At 71.9% G+C, this 16265-nt stretch carries 14 protein-coding genes, 2 pseudogenes and 1 riboswitch; of the genes and pseudogenes, 10 read left to right on the top strand and 6 right to left on the bottom strand.

Translation table 11 applies throughout. The features are described 5' to 3' along the window. Positions 1 to 93: 93 nt before the first annotated feature. The 5 genes and pseudogenes from SKED_RS02580 to SKED_RS02560 all read right to left on the bottom strand — a co-directional run. A pseudogene (locus SKED_RS02580) lies at positions 94 to 1113 on the bottom strand (RNA polymerase sigma factor); the annotation flags it as partial. A gap of 242 nt (positions 1114 to 1355) precedes the next feature. Continuing rightward, complete coding sequence (locus SKED_RS02575) at positions 1356 to 1613, bottom strand: helix-turn-helix domain-containing protein (RefSeq protein ID WP_012865558.1); 258 nt, start codon at positions 1611 to 1613, stop codon at positions 1356 to 1358. Beyond that, positions 1600 to 2292: a hypothetical protein gene (locus SKED_RS02570; protein WP_012865557.1), complete on the bottom strand. Its 693-nt coding sequence runs from the start codon at positions 2290 to 2292 to the stop codon at positions 1600 to 1602. The genes SKED_RS02575 and SKED_RS02570 overlap by 14 nt, the downstream gene beginning before the upstream one ends. Before the next feature lie 119 nt (positions 2293 to 2411). After that, positions 2412 to 3989: a UxaA family hydrolase gene (locus SKED_RS02565; protein ID WP_012865556.1), complete on the bottom strand. Its 1578-nt coding sequence runs from the start codon at positions 3987 to 3989 to the stop codon at positions 2412 to 2414. Between the two features lie 3 nt (positions 3990 to 3992). After that, a complete protein-coding gene (locus SKED_RS02560; RefSeq protein ID WP_012865555.1) occupies positions 3993 to 5417 on the bottom strand; it encodes a Gfo/Idh/MocA family oxidoreductase in 1425 nt (474 codons plus the stop codon). A gap of 314 nt (positions 5418 to 5731) precedes the next feature. Here SKED_RS02560 and SKED_RS02555 point away from each other — a divergent pair, with 314 nt between their 5' ends. The 9 genes and pseudogenes from SKED_RS02555 to SKED_RS02515 all read left to right on the top strand — a co-directional run bounded on the left by SKED_RS02555 (position 5732) and on the right by SKED_RS02515 (position 14498). Further along, positions 5732 to 6661, top strand: a complete 930-nt coding sequence (locus SKED_RS02555) for a carbohydrate ABC transporter permease (RefSeq protein WP_012865554.1) — start codon at positions 5732 to 5734, stop codon at positions 6659 to 6661. Next, the gene (locus SKED_RS02550) at positions 6654 to 7592 is read left to right on the top strand and encodes a carbohydrate ABC transporter permease (RefSeq protein WP_012865553.1); all 939 of its coding nucleotides are present in this window, start codon (positions 6654 to 6656) and stop codon (positions 7590 to 7592) included. The genes SKED_RS02555 and SKED_RS02550 overlap by 8 nt, the downstream gene beginning before the upstream one ends. Before the next feature lie 101 nt (positions 7593 to 7693). Continuing rightward, entirely contained in the window at positions 7694 to 9046 is a 1353-nt protein-coding gene (locus SKED_RS02545; RefSeq protein ID WP_012865552.1) for an ABC transporter substrate-binding protein, read from the top strand. 93 nt (positions 9047 to 9139) lie between these two features. Then, complete coding sequence (locus tag SKED_RS02540; protein WP_012865551.1) at positions 9140 to 10081, top strand: DUF6807 domain-containing protein; 942 nt, start codon at positions 9140 to 9142, stop codon at positions 10079 to 10081. A gap of 59 nt (positions 10082 to 10140) precedes the next feature. Then, positions 10141 to 11352 carry a Gfo/Idh/MocA family protein gene (locus SKED_RS02535; protein WP_012865550.1) on the top strand — a complete coding sequence of 404 codons (1212 nt, stop codon included), beginning with the start codon at positions 10141 to 10143 and terminating at the stop codon, positions 11350 to 11352. 108 nt (positions 11353 to 11460) lie between these two features. Continuing rightward, positions 11461 to 12411, top strand: a pseudogene (locus SKED_RS20620) (LacI family DNA-binding transcriptional regulator); the annotation flags it as partial. An 85-nt stretch (positions 12412 to 12496) separates the two neighbouring features. Next, on the top strand, positions 12497 to 13456 hold the full coding sequence (locus SKED_RS20615) for a DUF6807 domain-containing protein (RefSeq protein WP_012865549.1): 960 nt from the start codon (positions 12497 to 12499) through the stop codon (positions 13454 to 13456). Positions 13457 to 13460: 4 nt separating this feature from the next. Further along, on the top strand, positions 13461 to 13961 hold the full coding sequence (locus tag SKED_RS02520) for a cupredoxin domain-containing protein (protein ID WP_012865548.1): 501 nt from the start codon (positions 13461 to 13463) through the stop codon (positions 13959 to 13961). 148 nt (positions 13962 to 14109) lie between these two features. Continuing rightward, a riboswitch (guanidine-III (ykkC-III) riboswitch) is annotated at positions 14110 to 14173 on the top strand. A gap of 10 nt (positions 14174 to 14183) precedes the next feature. Further along, complete coding sequence (locus tag SKED_RS02515; RefSeq protein ID WP_012865547.1) at positions 14184 to 14498, top strand: DMT family transporter; 315 nt, start codon at positions 14184 to 14186, stop codon at positions 14496 to 14498. Here SKED_RS02515 and SKED_RS02510 read toward each other — a convergent pair. Further along, a complete protein-coding gene (locus SKED_RS02510) occupies positions 14482 to 15243 on the bottom strand; it encodes a FadR/GntR family transcriptional regulator (protein ID WP_012865546.1) in 762 nt (253 codons plus the stop codon). The genes SKED_RS02515 and SKED_RS02510 overlap by 17 nt on opposite strands. Positions 15244 to 15406: 163 nt before the next feature. Here SKED_RS02510 and SKED_RS02505 point away from each other — a divergent pair, with 163 nt between their 5' ends. Beyond that, the gene (locus SKED_RS02505) at positions 15407 to 16201 is read left to right on the top strand and encodes an ATP-binding cassette domain-containing protein (RefSeq protein ID WP_012865545.1); all 795 of its coding nucleotides are present in this window, start codon (positions 15407 to 15409) and stop codon (positions 16199 to 16201) included. The last annotated feature ends 64 nt before the right edge of the window (positions 16202 to 16265 follow it).

The following is a 16265-nucleotide window of genomic DNA, read 5'->3' as shown; positions in this document are numbered from 1 at the left end:
CGTGGCAGCAGCTCGCAGGCGGCCCAGGCTCCCGGTACGACGACGCCCGCCCGGGATCTCCCGGGCGGGCGTCGTCGTGCAGGGTGTGCGGACTCAGTCGAGGTAGTCGCGCAGCACCTGGGAGCGGCTGGGGTGGCGCAGCTTGGACATCGTCTTGGACTCGATCTGGCGGATGCGCTCGCGCGTCACGCCGTACACGTGCCCGATCTGGTCGAGGGTCTTGGGCAGACCGTCCGTGAGGCCGTAGCGCATGGTGATGACGCCGGCCTCGCGCTCGGACAGGGTGTCGAGGATCCCGTGGATCTGCTGCTGCAGGAAGCTGAAGTTCACGGCGTCCGCGGGGACCACGGCCTCGGTGTCCTCGATGAGGTCGCCGAACTCGCTGCCGCCCTCCTCACCGAGGGGGGTGTGGAGCGAGATGGGCTCACGACCGTGCTTCTGCACCTCGAGGACCTTCTCGGGCGTCATGTCGAGCTCGAGCGCGAGCTCCTCGGGCGTCGGCTCGCGGCCGAGGTCCTGGAGCATCTGGCGCTGAGCGCGGGACACCTTGTTGATGACCTCGACCATGTGCACCGGGATACGGATGGTGCGGGCCTGGTCGGCCATGCCGCGGGTGATGGCCTGGCGGATCCACCACGTGGCGTAGGTCGAGAACTTGAAGCCCTTGGCGTAGTCGAACTTCTCGACCGCGCGGATGAGGCCGGTGTTGCCCTCCTGGATGAGGTCGAGGAACAGCAGGCCGCGGCCGGTGTACTTCTTGGCGATCGACACCACGAGGCGCAGGTTGGCCTCGACGAGGTGGCTCTTGGCGCGGACGCCGTCGGCGGTGATGACCTCGAGCTCACGCTTGGTGGCGCCCTTGGGGTACTCCCCGGACTCGAGGTAGTGCGCGGCGAGCATGCCCGCCTCGATGCGCATGGCGATCTCGATCTCCTGCTCGGCGTTGAGCAGGGGGACGCGCCCGATGATCTTGAGGTAGTCCTTGACCGGGTCGGCCGTCGCGCCGGCCGCGAGTACTGTGGGCGCCGGAGCGTCCTCCTCGTCGGTCGACAGGACGAAGCTGTCGTCCGTCTGCGAGGCGGTCGGTGAGGTCGGTGTCCGTGCGGAGAGTGCCGTGGTCATCAGTCTTCTTCCATCGTCGAGCCGCTGAGCAGAGCCGCGTGGCCGTCGTGCAGTACGTTCCCGCGCCGCCGTGGGGAGTGATGCCGCCCCGCCTGCTCGGCACGGCTCGGTGCCGTCGGGGTGCATGAGCTTCACGCGAGACCATCGGTGAAGGGAAGGGGCTACGACGGGTCGTCCGGAGCCGTGTACCTCCATTATAACGTCCGGGCCGTCAGAACATTCCCGAGAGCCCGTCAGCCCTCGTCCCGCGGCGTCACCGTGAAGAGCTCCGCAGGGGTTGCGCCGAGGGCGTCGCACACGAGGGTCAGCGTGGTGAAGCGGATGGCCTTGGCCCGGTTGTTCTTGAGGATCGACAGGTTCGCCATGGTGATCCCCGTGCGCTCGGAGAGCTCGGTGAGCGTCATGCCGCGGCGCGCGAGCGCGCTGTCGAGGTGGCAGACGATGCGGTGCGCGACGAGCGGCTCGTCGTCCGTGCGGTCAGACGACGCCATCGACGTCCCTCTCGAGCCGGGCGCCCGCACGGAAGGCGGTGGTGAGGGCGAGCGCGACGAGGCCGGCGACCAGGACCGGGACCGGCCAGTGCGGCACGTCGATGCCGATCCCCTGGTAGTCGCCACCGAGGAAGGCCTCGCTCTGCTCCGACGTCACCCGTCCGACCCCGAAGAGCAGCCCGATGCGAGAGCTGAGGTAGACGACCGCTGCAGTCTCGAGGAGCGCGTGCAGCAGGCCGCCGGCGAGGAGCACGACGGACAGTCGGCTCCAGCTGCCGAGCACACGAGGGCTGAAAGGCGTCCCGCCCGAGATGCCGCGCAGCACCCGCAGCAGCAACCAGGCCGCGAGCGCGACGGTGACCGCATGGACGAGGGACGGCGCAGCGCCGAGCAGGCGCATCCCGAGGTCGAGGTCCGCGAGGGTGCCGGTCGCCCCCTCGCGGAGGTCGGCCTGGATCATCTGCGGCAGGTCGGACAGGCGGAGGCGCGGGTCCGCACCGCCGAAGGTGACCAGCACGCGGCCGGTGCTCGTGACGACCGTCCTCACGAGGTCTCCCAGGACCGTGAGGACGGCGACGGCGACCACGCCGGTCGTCACCAGCCTGCCGACCCAGACCCCTCGCCGGGACCGGCCCCCTGCCGGCCGGACTGTCGTCTCGCTGGTCACCTCGGTCTTCATGACGCCCCCTTATCGATCATCGATGTTATCGACAATCAATACACACATCGGGTGCGGCCGCGTCTGCCCCCTGACAGACCGACCAGCTCGACGCACCGAACGGCACGCCCGGTCTCGCGTCAGGTGACCGTCCCGAGCTGCCACGGGATGAACTCGTCCTGGCCGAGGTCGAGGTCCTCCGAGACCGTTTCCTTGCCCGACGCGACGGCGAGGATCTCGCCGAAGATCTCCCGACCGACCTCCTCGAGCGTCGCGGTGCCGTCGACGATGCGACCGCAGTTGATGTCGATGTCCTCGGCCTGCCGCGCGTAGAGCTCGCTGTTGGTCGCGAGCTTGAGCGACGGCGTGGGCTTGGCGCCGAGCACCGAGCCGCGCCCCGTCGTGAAGCAGACCACCGTCGAGCCGCCCGCGATGAGCCCCGTCACCGACACCGGGTCGTAGCCCGGGGTGTCCATGAAGCAGAAGCCCTTGGCGGTGATGCGGTCGGCGTACCGGTACACCTCGACGAGGTCGGCCTGGCCGCCCTTGGCGACCGCACCGAGAGACTTCTCGAGGATGGTGGTGAGCCCGCCGGCCTTGTTGCCGGGCGACGGGTTGTTGTCGAGAGACCCTCCGCCAGCCGCGGCGTAGTCCTGCCACCAGTCGATGCGGTCCAGCAGCCGGCGGCCCACCTCCTCGCTGACGGCACGACGCGTGAGCAGGTGCTCTGCGCCGAACACCTCGGGGGTCTCGGCCAGCACGGTGGTCGCGCCGTAGGAGACGAGCAGGTCGGAGGCGACGCCGAGCGCCGGGTTCGCGGTGATGCCCGAGTACCCGTCGGAACCACCGCAGTTGAGCCCGACCACCAGCTCGGAGACGTCGCAGGTCTCGCGGCGACGGGAGTCGACGTCCGGGAGCATCGCGCGGACCGCTGCCACGCCCTGGCGCACGGTGGCGCGGATGCCGCCGGACTCCTGGATGGTGAGGTGCTGGACCACGGTGTCGGGCGAGAGGTCGAGGCCGTCGAGGAGCGAGCCGACCGCGATCATCTCGCAGCCGAGCCCGACCACGAGGATCCCGGCGAAGTTCGGGTGCTCCGCATAACCCTTGAGGGTGCGCACGAGCATCTGCGCGCCCTCGCTCACCGGCACCAGGCCGCAGCCCGAGTCGTGCGTGAGGGCCATGACGCCGTCGACGTGCTCGTGCTCGTCGAGCACCGGGCCGCGGAACTGGTCGGCGATCATCTTCGCGGTGCTCGCCGAGCAGTTCACGGAGGTGAGGATGCCGATGTAGTTCCGGGTACCGACCCGCCCGCCGGCACGCCGGTAGCCCTCGAAGGTGGGACGCGGCCCGGACGGCTCGGGGAGCTCGTGGTGCACGGTCGCGAACTCGTGCTCGCGCTCCGCCAGGTCCATGCCGAGGTTGTGGGCGTGCACGTGCTGGCCCGCCGAGACCGGCCGGGTCGCGACGCCGATCGACTGGCCGTACTTGCGGACCTGCGCACCCTCCGGGATGTCGACGAGGGCGATCTTGTGGCCGCGCGGGACGCTGTCGAGCACCTCGAGGCCCACCGCACCCGCACCGCTGCTCCGCAGCACGGTGCCCGGTCGCAGGTCACGGGTGGTCACCGCGACGTCGTCGCCCTCGCGCAGCACGAGGAGGACGTCGGCGAGGTCGAGCTGCTCGGCCGCGAGGCCGGCGTGGGGGGTGGTCGTCACGGGTCACACCCCCGCAGAGACGGCGCGCGGTTCTGAGGTCTGCGAACTCTGGGCGCCGTCGTCGTCGAGCGCGACGCCGAGGTCACCCAGCCGTACCGTCTGGCCGGTGCGCAGCGACTCGTTCGCGGCGATGCCGACGATCACGCTGCGCACCCCGTCGACGTAGCGTGCCTGCCGGCGCAGCGGGTCCTCGCCCGGCCCGCGGAAGACGTCGTCGAGGAGCATCGCGTCGCCGCCACCGTGCGCGCCGGCGCCCTCGGGGATCTCGAGCTCCTCGGCCTGCTCCCAGTGGCGCTGGAGCACCAGCCGCGAGCCGAAGGTCCGGGCGCCGCCCTCGCCGTCCACGTGGGTGACGCTCGGGTCGACGACCGGGGCCTTCTTGCCGTCGGGCCCGAGCATCTTGCCCGCCGAGCCCGGGTGCACGTGGGTGCGCTCGACGACGTCGAGCTCGAGCCGACCCTGCGTCCCGTTGATCGCGACGCGGTAGCCCTCCCAGGGGCTGTGCGCGTTGAGGGAGTAGGTGAGCACCGGTCCGCCGCGGTAGCCCACGAGGACCGCGAGGTTGTCCTCGATGGTCACGCCCGGCGCGAAGACGTCCTGGTCGCGGACGTACCCGTCGGAGCCCTCCGCCTCGAGGTAGAGGCGGCGCAGGGTGTCGTCGGCCGCCATGTCGAGGGCGAAGGGGTCGTCGTCCGCGCCGTCGCGACCGCGCGCGGGGCGCGGCCCGAGCCCGCGTTCGGACGCGCGCTCGTCGCCGTAGAACGCGAGGGACCCCAGGGCGGAGACGGTCTCGGGGACGTCCCCCACCCACCAGTTGACGAGGTCCACGTGGTGCGTCGACTTGTGGACGCCGAGCCCTCCGGAGAGCGACTTGTCGCGGTGCCAGCGCCGGAAGTAGTCCGCCCCGTGCACGGTGTCGAGCAGCCACTCGAAGGTCACCGAGGTGACGTCACCGACTGCTCCCTCGGAGATCAGCCGTCGGACCTCGCTGTTGCGCGGCGAGTACCGGTAGTTGAAGGTGACGACCAGCTGGGCCGTCGAGCGCCCTGCCGCCTCCGTGATGGCCTGCAGACCCTCGACGTCGATGGTCATGGGCTTCTCGCAGACCACGTCGACCCCGCGGTCGAGCGCCTCGACCACGTAGCGGGTGTGCGTGCTGTCGGGAGAGGTCACGACGACGACGTCCGGGCGCTGCTCGTCGAGCAGCGCGGTGAAGGCGTCGGGCGCGTAGCGCGGCAGCGGTGCGACGCCGTGCTCGGCGAGCAGCGCGTCGTACACGTCCATGCGGACCTCGTTGGTGTCGCACCACGCGACGGGTGCTGCGACGTCGGCGTGCGCACCGAGCATCGAGCGGACGTACATGCCGGCGCGCGACCCCGTGCCGACGACGGCGTAGCGGCGGACGGGGACGGACGGTGCGGAGCTCATCGGTGAACCTCTCGTCGGGCGGCAGGCACCTCGGGCGCCCGTCGAGGGCTGCTCCGGTGCAGGGCTCGAGGGCGTTCTTCGGGTAACCGGTTTCCACGAACATCGTAGGACACGGCAGGCTCGACCACCAGCCCCCTGGACCTCGACCCCCCTCGTGTGGTTCCATCGGAGAAATCGGTTTCTCGCAGAGCAGCGAGGAGCCCGACCACAGCCCTCGGGCTGACCGTGTCCACCTCCTCAACGACGAGATCAGGAGCACCCATGCCGACCCCCGCCGCGGCACCAGCCGCCCACCGAGAACCACCGGTGCGACGGTGAGCGCGCTCAACGAGCTCAGCACGCTCCGCAAGCGCGGAGCGGCGACCCCCACCCGCAAGGGCGACGGCCGCGCCGCCGCTTTCTTCCTCGCCCCGTGGTTCCTCGGCCTGGCGCTCATCACCGCCGGACCGCTCCTCGCCTCGGGCTACCTGTCCTTCACCGACTACAACCTGCTGCGGGCCCCCGAGTTCGTCGGCCTCGACAACTTCTCCCGGATGCTCGAGGACACCCGCCTGCACCAGGCGCTCTGGGTCACCCTCGTGTACGTCGCGATCTCCGTGCCGCTGCAGCTCGCCGCCGCCCTCGGCCTCGCGCTCCTGCTCGACCGCGGGATGCGCGGCCTGTCCTTCTACCGCTCCGCGTTCTACCTGCCCTCGCTCATGGGCGGCTCGGTCGCCATCGCGATCCTCTGGCGGCAGGTGTTCGGGTCCAACGGGCTCGTCAACATGGTGCTCGGCTGGTTCGGCATCGAGGGGCAGGGCTGGGTCTCGCACCCCGACTACGCGCTCGGCACCCTGGTCATCCTGCAGGTCTGGATGTTCGGCGCCCCGATGGTCATCTTCCTCGCCGGGCTGCGCCAGATCCCCGACATGTACTACGAGGCGGCATCCCTCGACGGCGCGAGCAAGCTGCAGCAGTTCCGGTCCGTGACGATCCCGCTGCTCACGCCGATCATCTTCTTCAACCTGGTCCTGCAGGTCATCAACTCGTTCCAGAGCTTCACGCAGGCCTACGTGGTCTCGGGCGGCACGGGCGGCCCCGCCGACTCGACCCTCTTCTACACGCTGTACCTGTACCAGGAGGGTTTCCGGAACCTCAACATGGGCTACGCGTCGGCCATGGCCTGGCTGCTGCTCGCCATCATCGCGGGCCTCACCGCCGTGAACTTCTTCGCCTCGAGGTATTGGGTCTTCTACAATGACTGACACCGCAGCGCGCCACGCCGCGCCCACCGAGCAGACCACTCCCCCGGCACCGTCGCCGGGCAGTCCCCCGGCCGGGAAGACGCGCACCGCGCGGCCCCCCTGGCGGCGCAGCACCCGTTCGGTCGTGCGCCACGTCGGGCTCGTGCTCTTCGCGATCCTCATGCTGTACCCGCTGCTGTGGATGGTCTCGAGCTCCCTCAAGCCTGACGCCCTGATCTTCCGCGAGACCGGGCTCATCCCCAACGCCATCGACTGGGACAACTACACCGGCGGCTGGGACGCCCTCGCGAGCCCCTTCGGCCGGTACATGATCAACTCCGCGATCGTCGTCGCCGGCTCGCTCGTCGGCAACCTGCTCACCTGCTCGATGGCCGCCTACGCCTTCGCGCGGCTCGAGTTCCGCGGCCGCAAGTGGTGGTTCGCCATCATGCTGCTGACGATCATGCTGCCGATCCACGTGATCATCGTCCCGCAGTACGTGATGTTCTCCCAGCTCGACCTCATCAACACCTTCTGGCCGTTGATCCTGCCGAAGCTGCTGGCCACGGACGCGTTCTTCATCTTCCTCATGGTCCAGTTCTTCCGCGGGATCCCCCGCGAGCTCGACGACGCCGCGCGCATCGACGGCTGCGGCCACGGACGCATCTACGCGCAGATCATGATGCCGCTCGCCGTCCCGGCCCTGGCCACCACCGCGATCTTCACGTTCATCTGGACGTGGAACGACTTCTTCTCCCAGCTCATCTTCCTCACCCGGCCCGAGATGTACACGGTGCCGATCGCCCTCAGCGCGTTCCTCGACTCCACGGGCGAGAGCTCGTGGGGCTCGATGTTCGCCATGTCCGTCGTGTCCCTCGTCCCGATCTTCCTGGTCTTCCTCTTCGGCCAGAAGTACCTCGTCAAGGGCATCGCGACCACCGGCATCAAGTAGCCCACCACGCAGCACCCGTCACCCAGCAGCACCCGACCGAACCGCACACCTGACCGGCGGGACAGAGCCGTCCCGCACACCCAGAGAACGGAACTCACGCCATGTTCTTGCGCCCTCGGAAGACCTCCGCAGCACTGCCCGCCGCACCCGGTGCCGCGGCACGCTCCCGGCTGACCCGCACGACCGCGGTCGCCCTCGCCGCGACCCTCGTCCTCACCGCCTGCGGCAGCTCGGGCGGCGACGACGACGCCGCGGCAGACGGCGACGTCACCATCCGGTTCGCCTGGTGGGGGTCCGACACCCGCCACCGCGTGACGCAGGAGGCCCTCGACCTCTTCGAGGAGAAGAACCCCGGCATCACCGTCCAGGCCGACTTCACCGCCTGGAACGGCTACTTCGACCGCCTCAACACCTCGGTCGCCGGCGGGGACGCGCCCGACGTCATCACCCTCGAGGAGCGGTACATCGCCGAGTACGCCGAGAACGGCGTGATCACCGACCTCGAAGAGCTCGACATCTCGCTCGACGGCATCGACACCGACTACGTCGACCTCGGCAGGATCGACGGCACGCTCTACGCGCTCCCCTCGGGCGTCAACGTCCACGCCCTCGTGGTCGACCCGCAGGTGGTCGCCGACTCCGGCGTCGCCATGCCGGACGACACCACCTGGACCTGGGACGAGTTCTCCACCTTCGCGACCGACGTCGCCGCAGCCAGCGACTCGGGCGTCTACGGCGTGCAGAACTACGGGTTCCTCGACCCGGCCCTGCAGATCTGGCTGCGCCAGAACGGCGAGTCGCTGTTCACCGCCGACGGTCAGCTCGGCTTCAGCACCGAGAACGTCGCCGCCTGGTACCAGCAGATCCTCGACCTGCAGCAGGCCGGCGCGATCGCGCCCGCCGCGACCTCCGAGGAGATCCAGGCCGCCGGCGTCGAGCAGTCCCTCGTCGCGACCAACACCGGCGCCATGTCCGCCTTCTGGTCGAACCAGCTCTCCGCGCTGTCGAACGCCTCCGGGCGCGAGCTGCAGCTGCTCCGCTTCCCGGGCGAGACCGAGCTCGACCAGCCCGGCATGTACCTCAAGGCCGCGATGAACTACGGCGTCTCGTCCTCGTCCAACCCCGCGAAGCAGGCCGCCGCCGCGAAGCTCGTCGACTTCCTCGTCAACGACCCCGAGGCCGGCGAGCTCATCCTCTCGGACCGCGGGCTCCCCGTGAACAACGACGTGCTGGAGGCCATCCAGGACGACCTCGAGGCCTCCGACCAGGCGGCCGCCACCTTCCTCACCGAGGTCCGCGGCGACCTCGTCGCCTCGCCGTCCGTCCCGCCGGCCGGCGCCGGCTCGATGCCCGACATCATGCTGCGCCTCGCCTCCGAGGTCTTCTTCGAGCGCATCACCCCGCAGGAGGCCGCCGAGCGCTTCGAGGCCGAGCTGCAGACCGCCGTCTCCTGACACCCGCCGCGACGCGCCAGGCGCGGGCCGCCCGCCCCGGGCGCCTGGCGCGTCGCACCACCACACCCCCGCGAACCGACGAGGTGACACCGCATGACCCCGCCCGACAGCCCCACCCCCTCCCCGAGCAGCGCCACCTGGCAGCCGGACGGCCAGCACGGCGCGCGCCTCGTCCGGGACCACACCGTCCTCGCCGAGTACCGCGACGGCAGCGACATGGAGCCGTCGGCGTCGCCGCGCCCGTACCTGCACCCCGTGCGCTCGACCGCCGGGACACCGCTCACCGACGTCCGGCCGGCCGACCACGTCCACCACATGGGGGTGTCGATGGCACTGCCCGTCGTCGACGGGACCAGCTTCTGGGGCGGGCGCACCTACGTGCGGGACCAGGGCTCGACCCTGCTCGACAACCACGGGCGGCAGCAGCCCCTCTCGACCGACCTCGAGGGGCCGCACCTGGTCCAGCACCTCGTGTACCTCGACGAGCACGGCGTCCCGCTGCTCCGCGAGCGCCGCCAGGTGACCGCCGTCGACCTGACGGGCGGTGCCTGGGCGCTCGGCTGGTCCAGCGACCTGCTCGCCTCCGAGAAGGACCTCGCCTTCGACAGCCCGGCCACGAACGGCCGGGTCGGCGCCGGGTACGGCGGGGTCCTCTGGAGGCTCGGCGCCGCCGACTCCCGGCAGGTGCTCAGCGTCGAGGGCGAGGGCGAGGACCGAGCGCACGGCTCGACGAGCCCGTGGGTGGCCTTCGTCCAGCACCGCGGCACCGAGGCCGTCACCCTCGTCCTCGCCCAGACCGGGACCGTCCTGCCGTGGTTCCTGCGGGCTACCGAGTACGACGGTGCAGGTCCGGCCGTCGCGTGGGACCGCACCCGGACCGTCGCGCAGGGAGAGACCCTGCACCTCGGGCTCGTGGGGGCGGTCGTCGACCGCGCGCTCGACCTCGAGGAGGCCGGCGCGCTCGCCGAGCAGGCCGTCGCCGCCCTGCCTGCCGCCGCACTGCCTGCCGCCGCGGTGCCGTCGACGCACGGCTGACGAGCCCCGCCCAGCACCGACCCGCGCAGCCCGATCTCCCCCGCCCCGAGAGGACCACCGTGCTCCCAGCCTCCTCCCCCGCCCGAGCCCACCGGCCCGACCCGTCGGGCGTGCCGACCATCACGCTCGCCGGACCCCTGGGGTTCGGCCACGACTACCGGACGAGGCTCGCCGCGCTCGCTGCGCAGGGCCGCGCCCGGCTCGGGGCCGTGGTCGACCATCGCGACCCGGGTGCGCTCGAGGACGTCCCGGACGGGACCCCGTGGTTCGAGACCCTCGAGGAGAACCTCGCCTCCCCGGACCCCTCGGTGCGCCCTGACGTGGTGATCGTGTCGACACCGATGCACACGCACCGCGCGCTGGCCGAGACCGCGCTGCGCGCCGGGTGCGACGTCATGCTCGAGAAGCCGCCGACGCCGTCGGCAGCCGACCACGCGGCGCTGCTCGAGGTGGTCCGCGAGACGGGTCGGCTGTGCCAGGTGGGGTTCCAGACCTTCGGGTCGACAGCCCTCGACACGGCACGCCAGATGGTGGCCGACGGGGTCGTCGGCGAGGTCCGGCACGTGGGGACGGTCGGGTCGTGGACCCGCACCCGCGCGTACTGGGAGCGCTCGGCATGGGCCGGGAGGCGTCGCGTGGACGGCGTGGACGTGGTCGACGGGGTCGTCACCAACCCGCTCGCGCACGCCGTGGTCACGGCGCTCGAGCTCGGCGGCGTGGGGCGGTCCGAGCAGGTCGCGTCGGTCGAGGTCGACCTCTACCGCGCCAACCCCATCGAGGCCGACGACACCTCGAGCCTGCTCGTGCGGTCGGTCGACGGCCCGACGTTCTCCTTCGCCCTCACGCTCTGCGCGCCGGTCCGCACGCCGGCGAGGATCACCGTCCACGGGTCGCAGGCGCGGCTGGTCCTCTACTACGAGACCGACCGCATCGAGGTGCACCGCCCCGAGGGGGTCGAGCTCCTCGCCGGGAGCCGGGTCCCGCTGCTCGACGACCTCCTCGACGCCCGCCTGCGCGGCGACGGCGTGCTGCGCTGCCCGCTCGAGGCCACCGGGGCGTTCACGCAGGTGCTCGAGACGGTCCGCACGGCGCCCGACCCGCGCCCGGTGCCACCGGCACTGGTGACCTGGACCGGCGAGGGCGACGACGCACGACCGGTGGTGTCGGAGGTCGAGGCGTGGTGCGACAGGGTCGCCGACGGCCCCGCGCTGTTCCGCGACCTCGGCGCCCCGTGGACCTTCTCGGCCGCCGGTGACCACCCCACGTCGTGACGACGTGACACCCCCTGACCTCACCCCTGGGTGCCGCGCAGCAACCGATTTCACCGTGGTGTACTTTCACCACGCCAGACCCGCACCGTGACGGAAGAAGGACCACCGATGGCCACGACCGGCACAGGACCTCGGCGTCGGTCGGGCGTCGCCACGATCGGCGACGTCGCCGACGCCGCGGGGGTCTCGCGGGCGACCGTCTCCCGGGTCATGAACGGCCGGTCGACCGTCGCGGCGGACATCGCGGTGCGCGTCGAGGCGGCCGCCGCCCGGCTCCGCTACCACCCGAGCAACGTCGCCCGGTCCCTCTCCCTCGGTCGCACCCACACCATCGGCCTCGTGGTGCCGGACCTGGGCAACCCGATGTTCCAGCAGATCCTGCGCGGCGTCACGGGCGCTGCGTCGCCCGAGGGCTACCGGGTCCTCGTCGCGGACACCGGCGAGTCCCCCGACGACGAGGCGGAGATCGCCCTCGAGGCGCGCCAGCGCTGCGACGCCCTCGTCCTCGCCTCGCCCCGCATGCCCGACGACGTCCTCGCCGGGCTCCTCCCGCAGGTGAGCCCCGCGGTGCTCGTCAACCGGACCGCCCCGAACGACGAGGCGCCGAGCGTCTCGGTCGACTACGTGCGCGGCATGCGCGCGGTGGTCGACCACCTGGCTGCGCTGGGTCACCGCCGCGTCGTGTACCTCGCCGGCCCGGCGCGCAGCGCGTCGAACCGCTGGCGGCTCGCCGGGATCGAGGAGGCACGGCTGGTGCACCCCGACCTCGACGTCACGGTGCTGCCCTGCGGACCGACCGTCGGCGAGGGGTACGCCGTGGTCGAGCAGGTGCTCGCGACCCGGGCGACCGCCGTGATCGCCTTCAACGACCTCGTCGCCTTCGGGCTGCTCTCCCGCCTCAACGAGACCGGCGTCGCCGTGCCCGACGACATCTCGATCGTCGGCTGCGACGACATCGAGCTCGCCCGCTACGCGACCCCGTCGCTCACCACGCTCGCCATCCCGCAGGCCGAGCTCGGACGACAGGCCTGGCACCAGCTGCAGGACGTCATCACGGGCACCGCGACCTCCGCGCAGACCACACGCTTCGAACCACGCCTCGAGGTGCGCGCCAGCACGGGTCCGGTGCGGGCTGCGGTCGACGGTGCCGCCGCACCTCCCGCCCGGTGCCGCCGGTGCGGTCCGCGCGGCGGCTGCCGAGCCCGCGTCCGGGCTGGACCAAGCAGCGCCCGGTGCACCCGTGTGGCGGGTCGACGGCGACACCGTCGTGCTCGACCGCGACGGTCTCCCCCTCGCCCGGTACACCGCGGGCCACGGCGTGCCTGCCGTCCACGCACCGCGACCGCACCTGCACCCGGTCCACACGCTCGCCGGTGCCCTGATGACCGAGGCGAGCCCCGTCGACCACCGCCACCACTACGGCTTCTCGGTCGCGATCCCGGAGGTCAACGGGACGAGCTTCTGGGGCGGGCGCACCTTCGTGCGCGACGTCGGACCGACGCTGCTGCCCAACCACGGCCAGCAGGTCTCCGCACCCGTGACGCTGTCCTCCGCGGTGACCGGGACGCTCGACGACGCGGTGACGTGGCTCGACCAGCACGGCGACCCGCTGCTGTCCGAGCGCCGCAGCATCCGCGGGGCCGTCCTGCCCGGGTCCGACGGCTGGTCACTGCGCTGGACGAGCGACCTCGTCGCCGACCACGGCGACCTGACGATCACCAGCCCGGGCGCCACCGGACGGCCCGGCGCCGGGTACGGCGGCCTCTTCTGGCGGTCGTCCCCGTCCGACGAGACCGTCGTGCTCAGCCACGGGGGCGAGGGCGAGAGCACCGCGCACGGGTCGCGGTCGCCGTGGGTCGCGCTCGCGCAGCGGCGCGGCGACTCGTGGACCACGCTGCTGCTCGTCCAGCCGGGAGGGCCGTCCCCGTGGTTCGTCCGCGCCGCCACCTTCCCCGGGGCGGGCCCGGCCCTCGCGTGGGACGCGCCCCTGACCGTCGAGGCCGGTCAGACCCTGCGGCTCGACCTCACGGCCGTCCTGCTCGACCGCCGCCTCGACCTCCGCGCAGCCGGCGCCCTCGCCGAGGAGCACTCCTGCGTACAGTAGAGGCGTGTTCCACCGCGATATCCGCCACTCGACCCGCCTCAACCCTGCGAACCGCCTCTGCCGGCATACCCGGCCACGCCGCGTGAGAGCTCCGCGCGCATCGCACCCACGCCACGCCACGGCCGTCGGCCGCGTCGCCGTGTGCGCGACCGTCTTCACCGTCGCCGCACTGGCCGGGTGCTCCTCCGAGCCAGAGGTGGCCGGCGCCACGAGCCTGGCCGACGACGGCACCATGACCGTCACCGTCCTCATGAAGGACATGCGGTTCGAGCCCGACGTCATCGAGGTCGAGCCGGGGACCCACGTGATCATCGAGACCACCAACACCGACTCGATGCCGCACGACCTCGTGTTCGAGAACGACCTGTCGACCGACCTGCTGGCCCGTGACACGACCGCGACCCTCGACCTCGGCGTCATCGACGAGGACCTCGACGGCTGGTGCAGCGTGAGCGGCCACCGCGCCGCCGGGATGACGCTGACCATCGAGGTCGTCGGCTCCTGACGGGGCGGTCCGGCACCCTCGGTGTGCCGTCGACCACCATCGCCCCCGACCCGTGCCACGCGATCCCGAAACTGGTACGGTGGTGCCAGATCAGACGCGCCGACCGTGCACATCCCCCGTGACGACCGCACACCCGGCTTCCTGGTCCACCCCGCCACCCAGGCACCCCGGACGAGGTGCGCCGTACCCGGTCAGCGACAAGACGGCGCGTGGAGGTCTCTCATGGCGTGGATCGTTCTTGTCATCTCTGGTGTCTTCGAGGCCGTGTGGGCGACAGCCCTCGGCCGCAGCGACGGGCTCAGCCGCCTGGCACCCACCGTCGTGTTCGGCGCGGCGCTGGTGGTCAGCATGGCCGGGCTCGCCTACGCGATGCGCGAGCTCCCGACCGGCACCGCCTACGCGGTCTGGGTCGGGATCGGCGCGGTCGGCACCGTCACCTACGCGATGGCGACGGGCGCCGAGCCTGCGTCGCTGGTGCGCATCCTGCTGCTGCTCGGCATCGTCGCCTGCGTCATCGGGCTCAAGGTCGTGCACTGACCTCGTCGGCCGGACCGGGACCGTCTGGTCCGGCCGTGCCACCGGCGTCCCCGGGTCGCTCGAGACCCGCCTCGCGGTAGAAGCCGTCGATGTGCGCCGCGACGGCAGCACCTGCCTCGGCCGCCGCGCCCTCGCGCACCGCTCGGAGCACCTCACGGTGCTCCGAGCGCAGCCGCGCCGCGGTGGCCGGCCAGTCGGTCAGCCGTGCGGTGCCCTCGGCCACGTAGGCGCCGATGGCCCCGCGCAGCCCGAGCATGACCGCCTCGACGAGCACGTTCCCCGACGCCGCGGCCAGGGCCACGTGGAAGGCGGTGTCGAGCTCGAGGAACTCCTCGACGCTCGTCCCCGGGGCGTCCATCTGGTCGAGCAGCGCCTCGGCGTCGTCGAAGGACGGCGCCGGGGTCCGCCGCGCGGCGCTCGAGACCGCCCAGGTCTCGAGCAGCACCCGCAGCTCGACGACGTCGTGGACCGGCAGCGCGCCCGAGGCGAGGTGCAGCCGCACGGCAGAGCCGAGCCCTGCCGCAGGGTGGTTGACGACCGTCGCACCCGAGTCCGGACCTGAGCCGACCGCGGTCCGCACGATCCCCATCGCCTCGAGCACGCGCAGCGCCTCGCGCACCGACGGGCGGGACACGCCGAGCTCCTCGGCCATCGCCCGCTCGCCGGGAAGCCGCTCGCCCACGGCCCACCGACCTGCGGAGAGGTCCGCCTCGATGCGGGCCAGCACACGCTCGTGAGTTCTCACCGGGCCAGCCTAGGGCGCATACAGTGGGAACGTTGCGCGGGCCTCGTCCGTCGAACAGGTGATGGCGTGCGCGCTGCTCGCAGACGTCGGCGCCTCGATCCTCGTCGGCGTGCAGACCGCGCACGCGACGTCTTGACACCGGGCACGCCCCGAACGGAGAACGATGAGCACTCAGAAGAGCGTCCTGACCGCGACGAACCTCTCGGCCGGGTACGGCGGCACGCCCGTCATCCGCGACGTCAGCCTCACGCTGACCGGGGGCGGCGCGCCGATCGGTGTCATCGGCCAGTCCGGGGTCGGCAAGACGACGCTCATCCACGCCCTCGTCGGCGTCCTCAAGCCGAGCGGCGGACGCGTGACCTTCAACGGCCGCACCGTCAACAAGCTCGCCCTCGGCGCCAAGAAGAACTTCGGGGTGTCGGTCCGCCGCGTCCAGCAGAACGGCTTCACCGGCCTGGACTCGCGCCTCACCGTCCGCAAGGCCCTCGAGGCCGAGCTCGCCAAGGCCCGCAAGGCCGGCCGCGCGACCGGCGGGACGGTCGAGGACGCCCTCGCGACCGTCCTGCTCGAGAACCGCTACGAGTCGCGCACCATCGGGACCCTGTCGGGCGGCGAGAAGCAGCGCCTCGCGCTCGCCTCGGCCCTCGCCACGCGCCCGGACGTCCTCATCCTCGACGAGCCGACCACCGCCCTCGACCACACGCTGCGGCTCGAGCTCGGCCGACGCATCTCCGAGATCGTCGCCGAGCAGAAGATCGGCCTGCTGCTCGTGTCCCACGACCTCGAGATGATCGCGCGCATCTGCTCGACCGTGCACGTCCTCTCCGACGGGACCTTCGTCGAGACCGGGACGCCCGAGCAGCTGTTCAACAACCCGCACCACCCCGTGACCCGCGAGATCGCGATCGCGATGCCCAAGGCGTCGGGCATGCCCGAAGAGCTCCGCAGCGGTCGCTGAGGTCACCTCGCGGGCCCTCTCCACGGGCCCTCGCCACCGGCCCCCGCCCGACCCCCGGGCCCGG

Origin of the sequence: Sanguibacter keddieii DSM 10542 (assembly GCF_000024925.1) — a bacterium.
GTDB lineage: Bacteria > Actinomycetota > Actinomycetes > Actinomycetales > Cellulomonadaceae > Sanguibacter > Sanguibacter keddieii.
Note: the sequence above shows the minus strand (reverse complement) of the source record. Positions and strands in the feature narration are given on the sequence as shown.

Excerpts from the sequence above, each read along its gene's own strand:
- SKED_RS02575 (WP_012865558.1), bottom strand. The coding sequence starts at position 1,613 with ATGGCGTCGTCTGACCGCACGGACGACGAGCCGCTCGTCGCGCACCGC.
- SKED_RS02540 (WP_012865551.1), top strand. The coding sequence starts at position 9,140 with ATGACCCCGCCCGACAGCCCCACCCCCTCCCCGAGCAGCGCCACCTGG.
- SKED_RS02560 (WP_012865555.1), bottom strand. The coding sequence starts at position 5,417 with ATGAGCTCCGCACCGTCCGTCCCCGTCCGCCGCTACGCCGTCGTCGGC.
- SKED_RS02545 (WP_012865552.1), top strand. The coding sequence starts at position 7,694 with ATGTTCTTGCGCCCTCGGAAGACCTCCGCAGCACTGCCCGCCGCACCC.
- SKED_RS02570 (WP_012865557.1), bottom strand. The coding sequence starts at position 2,292 with ATGAAGACCGAGGTGACCAGCGAGACGACAGTCCGGCCGGCAGGGGGC.
- SKED_RS02515 (WP_012865547.1), top strand. The coding sequence starts at position 14,184 with ATGGCGTGGATCGTTCTTGTCATCTCTGGTGTCTTCGAGGCCGTGTGG.
- SKED_RS02505 (WP_012865545.1), top strand. The coding sequence starts at position 15,407 with ATGAGCACTCAGAAGAGCGTCCTGACCGCGACGAACCTCTCGGCCGGG.
- SKED_RS02550 (WP_012865553.1), top strand. The coding sequence starts at position 6,654 with ATGACTGACACCGCAGCGCGCCACGCCGCGCCCACCGAGCAGACCACT.